Consider the following 15,492-nt stretch of genomic DNA (forward strand, 5'->3'; position numbering starts at 1 on the left):
GATGTGGAATCAGCCAGCCGTGCCTGCAATGTGCGCTTTCGTCCTGAGGTAATCTGCTAATGCAAACGTTGAATCGTCATAATTTCCCCGGTCGTCAGCACCCGGATCGGGTCATTCAGTTTGGTGAAGGTAATTTTCTGCGCGCTTTCATTGACTGGCAGTTGGATTTGCTGAATGAGCATACGGATTTGGATGCGGGTATTGTCGTTGTTCGCCCCATCGATACGGATTTCCCTCCGGCGCTTGATACGCAGGACGGGCTGTATACCACCCTGATTCGCGGCCTGAACGAGCAGGGCGAAGCGGTGTGTGAGCCGCGTCTGATTCGCTCCGTAAACCGTGAAATCAACGTCTATCGCCAGTTTGATGACTATCTGGCGCTGGCCCGCGATCCCAATATTCGCTTTGTTTTTTCCAATACTACGGAAGCCGGTATCAGTTATCACGCCGATGACCGTTTTAGCGACGCGCCGCCAGCCAGTTTCCCGGCCAAGCTGACTCGCTTGCTGTATGAGCGTTTCAGTCACTTCAACGGCGCCGCGGATCAGGGTTGGGTGCTACTGCCTTGTGAATTGATTGATTATAACGGGGCGGCGCTGAAAGAACTTGTGTTGCGTTATGCCGAACAGTGGCGACTGTCGCCCCGCTTTGTTGCCTGGCTGCATGAAAGCAATACCTTCTGTTCAACGCTGGTGGACCGTATTGTCACCGGTTATCCGCGTGCGGAAGTCAGCGCGTTGCAGCAGGAACTGGGTTATCAGGATGTCTTTCTCGATACCGCCGAATACTTCTATCTGTTTGTGATCCAGGGGCCGCAGTGGTTGGCGGAAGCATTGCGTCTGAATTCGTTGCAACTGAACGTGCGCATCGTTGACGACATCAAACCGTATAAAGAACGCAAAGTCGCCATTCTGAATGGCGCGCATACGGCATTGGTTCCGGTCGCGTTTCTGGCTGGTATGGATACGGTTGGCGAATCGATGGATGATGCGCAGATTGGTCAATTTATAGAAAAAACCATCGCGCAAGAGATCATTCCGGCGCTCGACTTACCGCATGATGAACTCATGTCTTTTGCTCAGGCGGTATTAAGCCGTTTCCGCAATCCTTTTATCCAACATCAACTGCTGTCTATCGCGTTGAATGGCATGACCAAATTCCGCACGCGAATTCTGCCGCAGCTACTGACCTATCGCCAACGTCGGGGTGATCTGCCGCCGCGTCTGACCTTCGCGCTCGCGGCGCTGATTACCTTCTATCGTGGCGAGCGCCACGGCGAACGTTATCCGTTGCAGGATGATGCGCGTTGGCTGGAACGCTATGGCGCACTGTGGGGCGGGGTGAAAAACAACACGGTCAGCCTGGCGCAACTGGTGCATATCGTATTGAGTGACGAGGAACACTGGGAACAGGATTTGACACAAGTTCCGGGGCTGGCTGCGCAGGTAACCCGGCAGGTGCAAACCATTGTTGAGCACGGTATGCGATCAGCCGTGGCTGATTATTGCTGACAGCAGAAAGGGTTCTTCATGCAAAGCATTATAAAAATTCATTCTTTGGACAATGTGGCTGTCGCGCTGCGCGATTTGGAACAAAATGAAACGATAACGGTGGACAGCCATACGGTTAACCTGTTGCAACCGGTGGCGCGTGGGCATAAATTCGCGCTGGAAAGCCTCGCCGCCGGGGAGATGATCATCAAGTACGGCCTGCCTATTGGTCATGCGCTGGTGGCAATCGCGCCCGGCGAACATATCCATTCACACAATGCGAAAACTAACCTGAGTGATCTGGATAAATATCAGTACCAGCCGGCGTTCATCGATCTGCCGCAACCAATGCCGGATCGTGAAGTGCGGATTTATCGTCGCAACAACGGCGATGTCGGTATCCGTAATGAACTGTGGATCCTGCCGACGGTCGGTTGCGTCAACGGGATTGCCCGTCAGATCCAGCAACGTTTCCTGAAAGAAACGCAGGATGCGCAGGATATCGATGGCGTCTATCTGTTCAGCCATCCGTTCGGTTGTTCTCAGTTGGGGCAGGATCATCAGAATACGCGCACCATGCTGCAAAATATGGTTCGTCATCCGAATGCGGGAGCGGTACTGGTTATCGGTCTGGGCTGCGAGAATAATCAGGTGGACGCATTTCGCACCACGCTGGGCGAATATGATGCTCAGCGAGTCGGCTTTATGATTTGTCAGCAGCAGGATGATGAAGTGGAAGCGGGCCTGGAAAGGCTACGCATCCTGTATCAGGCGATGCGTAATGACAAGCGTTCGCCAGGCAAACTCAGCGAACTGAAATTTGGTCTGGAATGCGGTGGATCGGATGGTTTATCTGGGATTACCGCCAATCCGCTGCTGGGCCGTTTCTCGGATTATATGATTGCCAACGGCGGCACAACCGTGTTGACCGAAGTACCGGAAATGTTTGGCGCCGAACGCATTCTGATGAGCCGTTGCCATGATGTGGCCACCTTTGAAAAAACGGTGCATATGATCAATGCGTTCAAACAGTATTTTATTGCCCACGATCAGCCGATTTATGAAAATCCGTCGCCAGGCAACAAAGCGGGCGGCATCACGACGCTGGAAGAGAAATCGCTCGGCTGTACGCAAAAAGCCGGACAAGGCAAGGTGATGGATGTATTGAAATATGGTGAGCGCTTACTTACCCCAGGCCTTAATTTGCTCAGCGCGCCGGGTAATGATGCGGTGGCAACCAGCGCACTGGCTGGGGCCGGTTGTCATATGGTGCTGTTCAGCACCGGGCGCGGAACGCCTTACGGCGGTTTCGTCCCCACGGTCAAGCTGGCGACCAACAGCGATCTGGCGAACAAGAAGCCGCACTGGATCGACTTTGATGCAGGCCGCATGATTCAGGGGGTGTCGATAGAGGCATTGCTGACGCAGTTTATCGAACTGATTGTCGAGATTGCCGATGGCAAGCGGGCCAGGAATGAAATTAATGACTTCCGTGAACTGGCAATATTTAAAAGCGGTGTCACATTGTAAAGCGATAATATTCTAATTAATATAAAACAACATTTCATTTATTGGCGCCCGTGAGATACTCAATGCGATTCGCACGCTGATCTCGCCGATCGCCCGCAAAAAAGATGCCCGCCAGGGCAGGCATCGCGAAATAAGACGTTTCCTGCGTCGCAGGTATTACAGCATATTCAGGCGCTCTTTTTCCGCTAGTTTGGCGTCTTCGGCTTCACAAACCGCGGCAATAAAGATCACGTCCGTTGAGGAGTTGACGGCGGTTTCCGCAGAATCCTGTAACACGCCGATGATGAAGCCAACCGCAACCACCTGCATGGCGATATCGTTTGAAATGCCAAACATGCTGCATGCCAGTGGAATAAGCAGCAGCGAACCGCCCGCCACGCCAGACGCGCCGCAGGCGCAGATTGACGCAACCACGCTAAGCAGCAGAGCGGTCGGCAGATCCACATGAATGCCCAGCGTGTTGGCTGCGGCCATCGTCAGTACGGTAATGGTAATTGCGGCGCCAGCCATGTTAATGGTCGCGCCCAGCGGAATGGCGACGGAATAGGTATCTTCATCCAGATTCAATTTACGGCACAGTTCCATATTCACCGGAATGTTGGCGGCGGAACTGCGGGTAAAGAAGGCGGTAAATCCGCTTTCCCGCAGGCAACGCAATACCAGCGGATAAGGGTTTTTCCGCGTTTTCCAGTAAACAATCAATGGGTTAACGACCAACGCAACCAACAGCATGCCGCCGATAAGCACCATCAACAGATGCGCATAGCCCCACAGCGCGCCGAAACCGGTTTCCGCCAGCGTTGAGGATACCAGGCCAAAGATGCCCAGCGGCGCGAAACGAATCACCACGCGAACAATGAAAGTCACGGCGTCGGAAGCGTCGTTAATCATGGTTTTGGTGCTCTGAGCGCCATGACGGAATGCGATCCCCAGTCCAATGGCCCACACCAGAATGCCGATATAGTTCGCATTGAGCAGCGCATGAATGGGATTGGCGATGATGCTCATTAACAGCCCTTCCAACACGGCAACAATTCCTGATGGCGGCGTGATATCTTCCGCTTGCGCGTTGAGCACCAGCGTGGAGGGGAAGAGAGTGCTGAGCACTACGGCAACCAGTGCGGCGGAGAAGGTGCCAATAAGATAAAGCATCAATATCGGACGAATATTGGTTTTTTGGCCTTGCTGGTGGTTGGCGATGGATGCCATGACCAACATCAGCACCAGTACCGGGGCGACGGCTTTCAGCGCGCCGACGAACAGGGTGCCTAACAAGCCTGCGGCGATGGCGGCTTGCGGGGAAAGGGATGCCAGAATAATACCGGCAGCGAGTCCCAGGAGAATTTGTTGTACCAAACTGCCTTGAGTAAGGTACTGCAAAAAACGTGATTGATTCTTTTTCATATTTTTGACGGTGCGACCGTTTCCAATGCGTGGTTGTGTTTTACGGAAGTCTGCCTCAGGCGTGAATAACGACTGGTTTTTTATTTTTTTCCGTAACGAAATGTATTTGCGCGCATCAGTATATGAAAATTTGCTTGCTGGGAAAGAGTAAATGCCGTTTTTTCTGTTGCGGAGCGGAATTTATTCGGGCCTCGCGCTTTCCGCGCAACATCTGTCTGACGCGGAAAGCGCGAAGAGGCGAATTATTGTGCTGCGCGGCGGTTAACCCAAACGTTGATCAACATGGTGATAATCAAAATACCGGCGACCACACCGAGCGAAATGGCGATCGGAATGTGGAAGATATCGATCAACAGCATCTTGATACCGATGAAGATCAGGATCACAGCCAGTCCGTATTTCAGCAGAGAGAAACGTTCGGCAACGCCAGCCAACAGAAAATACATGGCGCGCAATCCCAGAATCGCAAACAGGTTAGAAGTTAAAACGATAAAGGGATCGGTCGTGACGGCAAAAATGGCCGGGATACTGTCAACGGCGAAAATCACATCGCTGATTTCCACCAGAATCAGCACCAGGAACAGCGGCGTCGCGTACAACAGCCCATTGCGACGGATAAAAAACTTATCGTTTTCGATCGTGTCGGTCATGCGCAAATGCCCGCGTATCCAACGCACCATCGGTTTATCGCCAATCGCGCCGTCATCCTCTTTGGCCATCGCCATCTTGATGCCGGTAAATAGCAGGAAGGCGCCGAACACATACAGCAGCCACTGGAATTGCGTGACCAGCCAACTGCCGCCGAACACCATCAGCGTTCTCAGCACGATGGCGCCCAGCACGCCATAAATCAGCACGCGGCGCTGATATTGCGGTGGAATGGCGAAATAGCTGAACAGCATTAGCCAGACGAAAACGTTATCAACGGCCAGCGCTTTCTCAATCAGATAACCGGTCAGGAAGGCCAGAGACTGGGTATTGGCGACTTCACGCCCCAGGGTTGCGTCCAGATACCACCAGAAGCCCGCATTGAACAGTAAAGAGAGTGTCACCCAGACAATGGACCACACGGCCGCTTGTTTGAATGTCATCACCGTCGACCCTTTTTTACCCTGATAGAGCAGGTCGATGGCCAGCATAACGATAACAATGGCAGCAAAGCTGCCCCATAACCACGGCGTGCCAATGGTGTGCATAGCAATATCCTTAAAATAAAAACAAAAACGGCCAACATCGGAAGACGTTGGCCGCTCGATCATCAAGCCGCAAATGAACCTCGCCTTCCGGCAAGGTCTCACTTACAACCGTCATGAAATTGTTTCATTAAGTTGCCCGGTAACCGGGTGCGTGACGCACCGTAATGACGATTAACCGGCGGAAAAGTTACTCCCCTTTGCCCGACAAAAGATAGGTGAAATACTGATCAAGGTCAAATAATTATCCGGCGGTTGTTTATATTGGGCTTCCCGCCGCCACCGTATCGGCAGGAAAAACCACCCCGGTTTGTCGGCGGATTTCGGTCAGTAACCCCGCTACCGTGCGTGAACGGGCAAGCTCCGCATGATTCAGATGATTATCCGCCACTAATGCGGCAAAGTTTTCCGCCTCATACAACATGCTGTTAATGTGTTGCGGTTGGCTGAGATCGAGTGATTTGCCGTCACGGGGAATGAAGGTGATCCGCTGGCATTCAGACAGTTTCTCAATAACCAGTGTACCTTCTTCCCCCTGAATCTCACTGGCAATGGCGGAGTGACTGACTTTGGAATGCACGATGGTTACATCAAAATCACCATAATTCATGATGATGCTGCCATGCGCGTCCACCCCGCTGTCCAGCAGCGTTGCGCTGGCCTGTATCGTACCTGGCTCTCCCCATAGCGCCACGGCGAATCCCAGACAGTAGTAGCCAATGTCCATGACGGAACCATTCGAAAACGCCGGGTTGAAGGTATTCGGATTTTCGCCCGCCAGATATTTCGGATAGCGGGAAGAGTATTGGCAATAGTTCAGCAGAACCTTGCGCAATTTGCCGACTTTCGGCAACGCCTGCTGCACCACGTTGAAGTTCGGCAGGCTGGCGGTTTTATAGGCTTCAAACAGCACCACCTGATTTTCTCTGGCGCAGGTGATCATCTGCTCGACTTCATACCGGTTGGAAGCCAGCGGTTTCTCACAGATAACGTGTTTGCCATGACGTAAAAACAGCAGAGATTGTTCACAATGCAGTGAATTGGGGCTGGCGATATAAACGGCGTCGATCAGATCGGATTTCGCCATCTCCTCCAGTGAGTCGAATAGCGTATCGACCAGATAGTCCGTCTGATATTGCTGCGCTTTCTCTGGCGTTCGCGAGTAGATGGCTGTCAGCTTCATTTTACCGGTTTCGTGGGCGGCATCGACAAACTGACGGGTGATCCAACTTGTTCCTATAATAGCAAAGCGAATCATAATTGTTTGGTATCCTGCTGAGAACCATACGAAACCTCAGATTACCATGAGGAAATGCCAAGGCAATGTTACTGTTTTAATGCTGTGGAAAAACACGCATTTTTCCAGCGTATTGAGAAAAGCATTTACTGGCGTGCGATTTTAAGGGATAAACAGCGCAAATTTTATGACTCAGGAGAGGCGAATGAGCCAACTCGAACTGGAAACGCATAGCCTGACGCTGGCGCGTTATCCTCAAGTGGCGGATAACTCGGCGCTACAGGCGTGGGAAGCGGCGGATGAATTCTTGCTGCGCGAGCTTGCCATGATGGAGATTGCCCCTGGGCCACGCCTGATTTTTAACGATGCTTTCGGCGCGCTGGCCTGTGGTTTACAGGCGCAATCGCCGATCAGCATCAGCGATTCTTTTATGAGCCAACTGGCGACACGCTATAATCTGGCGTTGAATAATTTTGCGGAAGATTCGGTCGAACAACTAAATAGTCTGGCGCCATTACCTGACTCGCCCGCGTTGGTGGTGATCAAAATTCCAAAAACCATGGCGTTGTTGGAGCATCAGTTGCGTATGTTGCGCAAGGTCGTTACCCCGCAAACGCGGATTATTGCCGCAGCCAAAGCCCGCGATATCCACACCTCTACTTTACAGTTGTTCGAGCGCATGCTGGGGCCGACTAAAACTTCATTGGCCTGGAAAAAAGCGCGCTTGATCCACTGCGAGGTCGCGGACTTAAAAGTAAGTGAGCAACCACTTACTTCTGTTTGGGATCTGGAAGAGTACGGTTACCGCATCCACAACCATGCGAATGTGTTCTCGCGCAGCGGGTTGGATATTGGCGCACGTTTATTCCTGCAACATCTTCCGCAACAGTTGTCAGGCAAGATTGTGGATTTAGGGTGCGGTAATGGGGTGATCGGGTTGGCGGCCTTGTCGGGCAATCCTGATGCATTCGTCAGCTTTTTTGATGAATCCTACATGGCGGTGGCGTCCAGCGAAATGAATGTCGAAGTGAACTGTCCGCAAGACAAAAATCGCTGCGGTTTTGCCGTTAACCACGGCTTGGCAGGCATCGGACATGACAGCTTGCAGGCGGTGTTGTGTAACCCTCCATTTCATCAACAACAGGCCGTTACAGACCAGATTGCCTGGCAGATGTTTCTTGATGCCCGTCGCTGCCTTCAGGTTGGCGGCGAATTACGCATTGTGGGCAATCGTCATCTGGATTACTTCCACAAGCTGAAACGCTTGTTTGGCAATTGTGAACTGATCGCCAGCAACGCCAGGTTTGTGGTGCTTCGGGCGGTAAAAACGGCGGCGTCTCGTTAATTCATATCATTAATGCCAGCCGGGTGGAGCAAGATAGGCGGTTTAAGGATGCGCCCGGTTGTTTGTTGTCCGGGCCGTGTGTCATTATAATCCGCCCAATAATCAACCGAAGGTCTGTTTCATGTGGATTGAAGAATTGGAAACGCGTCTGGAGGAGGCATTGCAGGCGTTGGAACGAAGTGTTCAACAGCAGCAATCCCGCTGGCGGGATGATTGCCAACAGTGGCAACAACAACTGTTATTGGCCGAGCAGCGTGAAGCGCAGCTTGCTTCACAGATTGAACAGTTACTGGCGCGGATGAACGCTATGGATAACTCGCCGGAACGTAATCCGCTGCTGCAAAAAGTAAAAATCATCAGCGCTCATCTTGATGCGCTGGCTAAAGATGCGTCAGCGTTCACGCGTTCGCTTCCCTAATCGGACGTGGTGAATGACGCGAAATAAGTCATCACCGACTTAACATAACTTTCCCGCTTTCTTACACAATTCCTCCGTACTCTCCACAATTGCTGCAAATGTGAAGTTATTCCTTGCAGAGATTTACGCTTGCTCTAATTAACTGAAGCTGTCACGCCTATACTTAGCTCCGATAGCACGACAATCGTCGTCAATGAGTTAAATCTGAGTGAGGGATATAATAATGCGTAAATTAACAGCGATATTGGTCGCATCGTCTCTGGCGTTGGGTTCAGTGAGCATTGTTCATGCGAATGAAACATCCAAAGGCGATATGCCGGAACACAAGATGATGATGAAGAAGGACGGCAAAGAGCACCGTGGCATGATGGGGCCTGACATGATGTTTAAAGAGTTGAATCTGACGGATGCGCAGAAACAGCAGGTTAGAGACATCATGAAAGACTCGCGTGAGAAAATGCATAAAGCCATGGTGGATGAGCAGCGTGAAATGCACAGTCTGATCGCCTCTGATTCGTTTGATGCACAAAAAGTTCAGGCGCAACTGGATAAAGCCGAAGAGATCCGTAAAACAAGAATGCTCAATGGGCTAGAAACCAAAAACAAGATTTACAACATCCTGACTCCTGAACAGAAAAAGCAATACAACGACAATTTCGAAAAACGTCTGACTCAGCCGCCGCAAAAACGTGATGGCAAGCCAATGCCTATGCCTGCTGAATAAACGGCAGATTGTTGAAACCGCCGGATTATCCCACTTCAGAATGTGTTGTGGCGGGATGGTTCGGCGGTTTTCTTTCATCTATTGCTTGACCTTCCCCTTAGTGGAACGTCTATCCTGAAAAATGAATTCCACTAGCTGAATGAGAGGTTACGATGAAAAAAGTAAATCTGTTAATAACCACGGTATTCCTGACGCCGCTTTTCGTTTTTGCTGCGGACAGTGCTCATAGTGGGCATGGGAGTTCAGGCGGTCATGACGCCGGGGACAAAACCGTGTCATCGCAACAGGCTTATACGAAAGGCATGGATGATATGCATGCCCGGATGATGGAAGGAATGAAGACCAGCGATCCTGATATTGCGTTTGCCAAAGGCATGATTGCTCACCATCAGGGGGCCATTGACATGGCGCAGACCGAGCTCAAATACGGTAAAGATCCTGAGTTACGCAAGCTGGCCGAAGAGATTATCAAAGCCCAGCAGCCAGAGATCGATCAGATGCAAGCCTGGTTGGAAAAGAACAACAAACCCTAACCGGCACATTGATTTAGCGCGGGCTTCAACCTGTCCACTCTGTATCTGGATGCGTTCCTGAACCGGGGCTTTGCCCGCTTTCGGAGAACGCGCTATTTTCCCCGTCAGACAAAGCGAACCTGATCCCGTTTCGGCTGACGGGCTATCACATCAGAAAAATTTAGTGATGTTTTTCACAAAATAAAACTCAGCGATAGCTTTCTCCGCATTGACTTGTTAGAAATAAGTCCAAGGACGCCACCAGAATTTTCTGGGCGAGACCTGGATAAAACAGTGTGCAACACACTGTTTTATCCAGGTTTTTTTTTGCTTTTTTCCTGCTGGCCAGCGGACACCAGCAAGGTGATGTGAATTGTGTGGAGCAATTGCAACCATTTACGAAACGGGAAGTGTCATTATGAATAGCAAAGCGCTCGCAGAAAGTATTCTGAGGTTGATCGGAGGAGAAGCGAACGTCTCTACTCTGGTGCATTGTGCAACACGCTTACGTTTTAAAATCGTGGATAACGCCAGGGTGGATTTGGCGGCGTTGGAAGCGTTGGATGGCGTTATCACCGTAGTCAAAGGATCAGGGCAGTTGCAGGTGGTTATTGGCAACCGGGTGCCGGAAGTTTATCGCGCCTTTGGTTCTATTTCGGATCTGCTTGAAGACGGCAATAGTAAGCGTCCGGCGGCGGAATCTGAAAAGAGCGTTTCAATCATGGGACGACTGATTGATTTGGTGGCGGGAATTTTTACCCCATTGCTGGGCGCAATGGCGGCGGCCGGGGTACTGAAAGGCGTGCTGGCCATCGCGATAGCGGCGGGATGGTTGAACAGCAAGGAAAGCACTTATGTCATTTTGCATGCCGCTTCCGACAGTCTGTTCTATTTTCTGCCGATGCTGCTTGCCATTACTTCGGCACGTAAATTTGAAACGAATATTTTTGTGGCGGTATCCATTGCTGGTGCTTTGGTTTATCCCACGATCCAGGGATTGTTTGACGCCGCTCAGCCCGTTACCTTCTTTGGTTTACCGGTGGTGATGATGAAATATACGTCATCGGTGATCCCCATTATCTTCAGCGTATGGTTGATGTCGTATATCGAACGTTTTCTGAATCGTCATATCCATGAAAGCGTGCGTAATATTCTAACGCCGTTCTTCCTGTTGGTGCTGATGGTGCCGCTGACGCTAATGACCATCGGGCCGATTGGGATCTCGGCCAGTGAGTTAATCGCCGCGCTGTTTGTGAAAATTTATAGCTTCAACCCGATTATCGCCGGGGCGCTGATTGCCGCCGCATGGCAGATTCTGGTGATTTTTGGCGTCCACTGGGGATTTGTCACCGTCTTTATCAACGATATTTCCGTCATGGGGCGGAGTTACCTCAAGGCTGCATCCAGTCCGTCGGTTTTTGCCCAGTCCGGGGCGTTGCTGGCCGTAATGCTGCGCACCAAAGATAAAAAACTCAAAGCGCTGGCGGGCAGTACCTTTATTGCCTCGCTGTTTGGCATCACCGAACCCGGCGTATACGGTGTCACGCTGAAGCTGAAAAAACCGTTTGTCTGTGCGGTGATCGCGGCCGCAATGGGCGGCGCGGTAGTGGGCTATGCCAAGAGTTCGGCGATCTCAATGGGGATGCCTGGATTGCTGACGCTGCCTATTTTCTATGGTGAAGGATTCCTGGGTTTTATCATCGGCTGTGTTGTCGCTTTTGTCGTCAGCCTGATATTAACCATGATTGTCGGATTTGATGAACCCAACGCGCCACCTGCTGCGCAATCGCCTGTGACGCCTGCGCCAGCAAAAAGCGATGCGTCAGTTGAAACCACCCGGTTGGCCGCCATGCCCGCCTTCAGCCAGCAGATAGGATCACCAGTGAAAGGTGAACTGGTGCCGTTGGCTGACGTTGACGATAAAGTCTTTTCCTCCGGTATCGTTGGCCCGGGGATCGCCGTCCGCCCACAGGAAGGGCGAATCTATTCGCCGGTAGACGGCGTTATCGCCAGCACTTTCGCCAGCAGCCACGCGATTGGTATTCGTTCATCCGCTGGCGTCGAAATCCTGATCCACGTAGGGATCAATACTGTGCAACTGCAAGGCAAATATTATCGTATGCAGGTTGCGGAAGGGGATGAAGTAAAGAAAGGGCAACTGCTGATTGAGTTTGATCTCGATGAAATAACAAAAGCAGGTTATGACATGGTGACGCCTGTCGTTATTACTAACGCAGAAGATTATCGCATATTTAGTCTCAGTACCGAACGTTATCAAAAAGCAGGCGATACTATCATTGCCTTGGCATAACGTTGAAAAAGGCGGAGAAGGTAATTCCTCGCGCATGAAATCAGGGCACGGGTTTTCGCTTAAACGCGTCATTAATAGCTGTGGAAAATTAAAATGTGTTATCCGAAATAATGTTGAGCATTGTTTATGATGGTTGACGATGTTTTTAATTATTCTTTTTTGCGCTCTTTCTTATTATAAATTGTACGACATTAACCGTTTTTTCAGGTGATGCTGCTCACGTTAGAAATTATAAATATTGAATTAATAACTTTGGTTAAATTAATTATAGTGACCTTAAATAGAAGGTAACTGATTTAATTATGGATTGAGATTATTCCTCATTCGACAGGATCGGTTTTTTTATCTGGTAAATAGCATGATGAATAGATGATTATCATTTTTTAACTTCATCAGGGATATGTCACTACGGAGTACGGTCACGTGGTGATTTTCGATATTAATAAGGAATAAATGATGAACAGAACACGTCTGACATTAAGAAAACGAGCGGTCACTTGGAGTCAGTGAAAATATGCTTTTTCCAACCAAACTGATGAGCAAAAAGCGGCGCAAATCCGTTTTACCGCGCCAGATGTTAAGGTCGTGACACCATTCATATTGTTCTGGAAGGTAAAGATAACGGCTTGCCGACACTAACATCTTATCGGCGGGCGATTGTGACGGTATTGCCCGCCGCGAGGTAATGCAGAGATGAAAGCGCAAGAAGAAGTATAAAATTGTGCGCTATTGCGATGGCGGTCTGACGAGCGCGGCGAGAACACGGCGCTCGTGCGGTAGTCACAGTGATTCGCCGTTGCTTTCAATCACGGCTTTGTACCAGTAGAAACTGTTTTTACGCAGACGGGTCAGTGTTCCTTGGCCTGTATCATCGCGATCGACATAGATAAAACCATAACGTTTTGACATCTGCGCTGTGCCTGCGCTCACCAGATCGATAGGTCCCCAACTGGTATATCCCAGCAACTCCACCCCATCGGCAATCGCTTCACGTACCTGAATCAGATGCTGGCGCAGATAGTCGATACGGTAGCTGTCGTTAATACTGTCGTCAGCCTCAACCACATCCCGTGCGCCCAATCCATTCTCTACAATAAACAGCGGCTTCTGATAGCGGTCATAAAGTTCGTTAAGCAAGAAGCGCAGCCCCTCCGGGTCTATCTGCCAGCCCCATTCTGACGCGCTGAGATGTGGATTGGGGATTAAACGCACAATGTTTCCACGCGAGGATTGATATTTCTCCGGCTCGAAGGTGGCGCAACCGCTCATGTAATAACTGAACGAGACGAAGTCCACCGTGTGGCGCATATCCTCTCTGTCCTGCTCGGTAATCGCCAATACAATGTTATTTTCCTGGAAATAACGCTTCATCCAGACCGGATAAGCGCCCCGCGCTTGGACATCGCCAAAAAACAGCCATTCCCGATTTTTTTTCTGCGCTTCCAGCACGTCTCTCGGATGGCAAGTCATCGGATAGCGCACGGCGCCCAACAACATGTTGCCGATTTTCGCATCCGGGATGATGTCATGGCAGGCTTTTACCGCACGGGCGCTGGCTACAAGTTGATGGTGGATAGCCTGATAGATGGCCTGTTGTGATGGCTCCCCACTCAACCCAACGCCGGTAAAGGGTGAATGTATCGCCATGTTGATTTCATTAAAGGTTAGCCAATACTTCACCTTATCTTTATAGCGAGTGAAAACGGTACGGGCATATTTTTCAAAATGGTCGATGGTTTCACGGTTGCCCCAACCGCCAAATTTCTTGACCAAACCATAGGGCATTTCATAATGGGATAGTGTAATTAATGGCTGGATCTGATATTTCGCCATCTCATCGAATAAACGATCATAAAAGGCCAATCCGGCTTCACAGGGTTCCGCGTCATCCCCTTCAGGGTAAATACGCGTCCAGGCGATGGAAGTTCGCAATACCTTAAAACCCATCTCAGCAAACAGTTGAATATCCTGCGGATAGCGATGATAAAAATCGATGGCGATGTCTTTGATACAACTGACGCCTTCTGTTCGCTCTGTCACCGGGCCATGTATGCCTTGTAATTGCAGATCGGAGGTAGAGACACCTTTACTGTCCTTCCGCCAAGCGCCTTCAACCTGATTTGCCGCCATAGAACCGCCCCATAAAAAACCTGCGGGGAATGCCTTCATTTTACCTCTCCTATTTCGCTGCCGATATTGCAGACTGAACCGAAGGGCTTAGCCAGATAATAGGCAAAAAAAACCTGGACGAAAGAGAGTGAACTTCACTCTCTTTCGTCCAGGTTTCGCCCGCGTAGCGCGGTCACGTCCTCTTGAAGAAACACTATACGATCCAACACGTCCACGACAATGCCATCCTTTGGTTATGTGATTCTTGTCACGACATTATCCGATCGCAGGAATATCCAGCGCTGCCGATAGCCTGATGGTATATGCCAGGGCAAGGCCCGCAGAGTTCGAGTTTAATTCGATGAAAAGTAGAAAAAGGAGGAACAACGTTGCGTGATGCTTTTGGGATATGGCGTTGAATATCTATAATCAATTCTACTGAGAAGTATATTAATTGATTGAATTTAAAAAGAAATTTATGGTGGCCCCTGTTGGGTTTGAACCAACGACCAATCGATTATGAGTCGACTGCTCTAACCACTGAGCTAAGGGGCCGGACGGGCGGAGATTATACGGTAATGTGCGGGGAAAGGTCTATAGCTCTTCAGCCGGATGGCTGTTTTCTACTCAGGATAGCTTATTGTTATTATTGTCAGATTTTGCGATAACAGCGGTAAACTCCACATCAAGGGGACGTATGATTACGGATATTCTGGCGCCAAATCTGTTAGTGGCTTTTTGTGGCATCAACCCAGGGTTATCGACGGCTCACCATGGGTATCATTTTGCCAATCCCAGCAACCGTTTTTGGAAAGTCATCCATCAGGCTGGGTTCACCGAGCGTTTGTTGAAACCGCAAGAAGAAGTGCATTTACTGGATACCGGCTGTGGCATCACGATGCTGGTTGAGCGCCCGACGGTAGAAGCGACGGAGTTGGCAGAACAGGAATTGTTGCAAGGCGGTGGGGCGGTTATTGAAAAAATGCGCCATTACCAACCGCGCGCGCTGGCCGTTTTGGGTAAGCAGGCATTCAGTCTGGCATTCGGTATTAAAAAGGTGGATTGGGGACGCCAGACATTGACCCTCGGCGATACTCAGGTCTGGGTTCTGCCTAATCCCAGCGGCTTGAATCGTGCGACGCTGGAATCGCTGGTGTTGTCCTATCGGGCGCTTTATCAAGCGCTTCAGGAAGGCTAGGCGGTCTGTGGAGAAATGCAT

At 50.4% G+C, this 15,492-nt stretch carries 13 protein-coding genes and 1 tRNA gene; 9 read left to right on the forward strand and 5 right to left on the reverse strand.

The window, feature by feature from the left end; all coding sequences use genetic code 11:
* Nucleotides 1–59: 59 nt before the first annotated feature.
* Entirely contained in the window at nucleotides 60–1,511 is a 1,452-nt protein-coding gene (locus NC856_RS06995) for a tagaturonate reductase (protein ID WP_264089716.1), read from the forward strand.
* Nucleotides 1,512–1,529: 18 nt separating this feature from the next.
* Entirely contained in the window at nucleotides 1,530–3,020 is a 1,491-nt protein-coding gene (locus NC856_RS07000) for a UxaA family hydrolase (protein ID WP_264089717.1), read from the forward strand.
* Between the two features lie 156 nt (nucleotides 3,021–3,176).
* Here the strand turns inward: NC856_RS07000 and sstT are convergent, their stop codons facing one another.
* The 3 genes from sstT to NC856_RS07015 form a co-directional block, all read right to left on the reverse strand.
* Complete coding sequence (gene sstT / locus NC856_RS07005; RefSeq protein WP_264089718.1) at nucleotides 3,177–4,424, reverse strand: serine/threonine transporter SstT; 1,248 nt, start codon at nucleotides 4,422–4,424, stop codon at nucleotides 3,177–3,179.
* A gap of 242 nt (nucleotides 4,425–4,666) precedes the next feature.
* Nucleotides 4,667–5,620, reverse strand: a complete 954-nt coding sequence (locus tag NC856_RS07010) for a TerC family protein (protein WP_264089719.1) — start codon at nucleotides 5,618–5,620, stop codon at nucleotides 4,667–4,669.
* 256 nt (nucleotides 5,621–5,876) lie between these two features.
* Entirely contained in the window at nucleotides 5,877–6,875 is a 999-nt protein-coding gene (locus NC856_RS07015; protein ID WP_264089720.1) for a Gfo/Idh/MocA family protein, read from the reverse strand.
* Between the two features lie 184 nt (nucleotides 6,876–7,059).
* Here NC856_RS07015 and rlmG point away from each other — a divergent pair, with 184 nt between their 5' ends.
* From rlmG to NC856_RS17825, 6 genes are all read left to right on the forward strand, one after another.
* Nucleotides 7,060–8,199 (forward strand): 23S rRNA (guanine(1835)-N(2))-methyltransferase RlmG, encoded by a 1,140-nt coding sequence (gene rlmG / locus NC856_RS07020; RefSeq protein WP_264089721.1) that lies wholly within the window; start codon nucleotides 7,060–7,062, stop codon nucleotides 8,197–8,199.
* Nucleotides 8,200–8,320: 121 nt separating this feature from the next.
* On the forward strand, nucleotides 8,321–8,617 hold the full coding sequence (locus NC856_RS07025) for a hypothetical protein (protein WP_264089722.1): 297 nt from the start codon (nucleotides 8,321–8,323) through the stop codon (nucleotides 8,615–8,617).
* 223 nt (nucleotides 8,618–8,840) lie between these two features.
* Nucleotides 8,841–9,341: an ATP-independent periplasmic protein-refolding chaperone Spy gene (gene spy, locus NC856_RS07030; protein WP_264089723.1), complete on the forward strand. Its 501-nt coding sequence runs from the start codon at nucleotides 8,841–8,843 to the stop codon at nucleotides 9,339–9,341.
* A 152-nt stretch (nucleotides 9,342–9,493) separates the two neighbouring features.
* Entirely contained in the window at nucleotides 9,494–9,874 is a 381-nt protein-coding gene (copM, locus tag NC856_RS07035; RefSeq protein WP_264089724.1) for a CopM family metallochaperone, read from the forward strand.
* A gap of 397 nt (nucleotides 9,875–10,271) precedes the next feature.
* Entirely contained in the window at nucleotides 10,272–12,164 is a 1,893-nt protein-coding gene (locus tag NC856_RS07040; protein WP_264089725.1) for a beta-glucoside-specific PTS transporter subunit IIABC, read from the forward strand.
* A 605-nt stretch (nucleotides 12,165–12,769) separates the two neighbouring features.
* Nucleotides 12,770–12,850: a hypothetical protein gene (locus NC856_RS17825; RefSeq protein WP_404802316.1), complete on the forward strand. Its 81-nt coding sequence runs from the start codon at nucleotides 12,770–12,772 to the stop codon at nucleotides 12,848–12,850.
* Between the two features lie 94 nt (nucleotides 12,851–12,944).
* On the opposite strand, the gene NC856_RS07045 is transcribed toward NC856_RS17825, so the two are convergent.
* Together NC856_RS07045 and NC856_RS07050 are read right to left on the reverse strand one after the other, a co-directional pair.
* Nucleotides 12,945–14,333 (reverse strand): glycoside hydrolase family 1 protein, encoded by a 1,389-nt coding sequence (locus NC856_RS07045; protein WP_264089726.1) that lies wholly within the window; start codon nucleotides 14,331–14,333, stop codon nucleotides 12,945–12,947.
* 419 nt (nucleotides 14,334–14,752) lie between these two features.
* Nucleotides 14,753–14,828, reverse strand: a tRNA-Ile gene (locus NC856_RS07050).
* 142 nt (nucleotides 14,829–14,970) lie between these two features.
* Here NC856_RS07050 and mug point away from each other — a divergent pair.
* Nucleotides 14,971–15,471 carry a G/U mismatch-specific DNA glycosylase gene (mug, locus tag NC856_RS07055; protein WP_264089727.1) on the forward strand — a complete coding sequence of 167 codons (501 nt, stop codon included), beginning with the start codon at nucleotides 14,971–14,973 and terminating at the stop codon, nucleotides 15,469–15,471.
* The last annotated feature ends 21 nt before the right edge of the window (nucleotides 15,472–15,492 follow it).

The organism is Brenneria izbisi, from assembly GCF_025840185.1.
In the GTDB taxonomy this organism is placed as follows: domain Bacteria; phylum Pseudomonadota; class Gammaproteobacteria; order Enterobacterales; family Enterobacteriaceae; genus Brenneria; species Brenneria izbisi.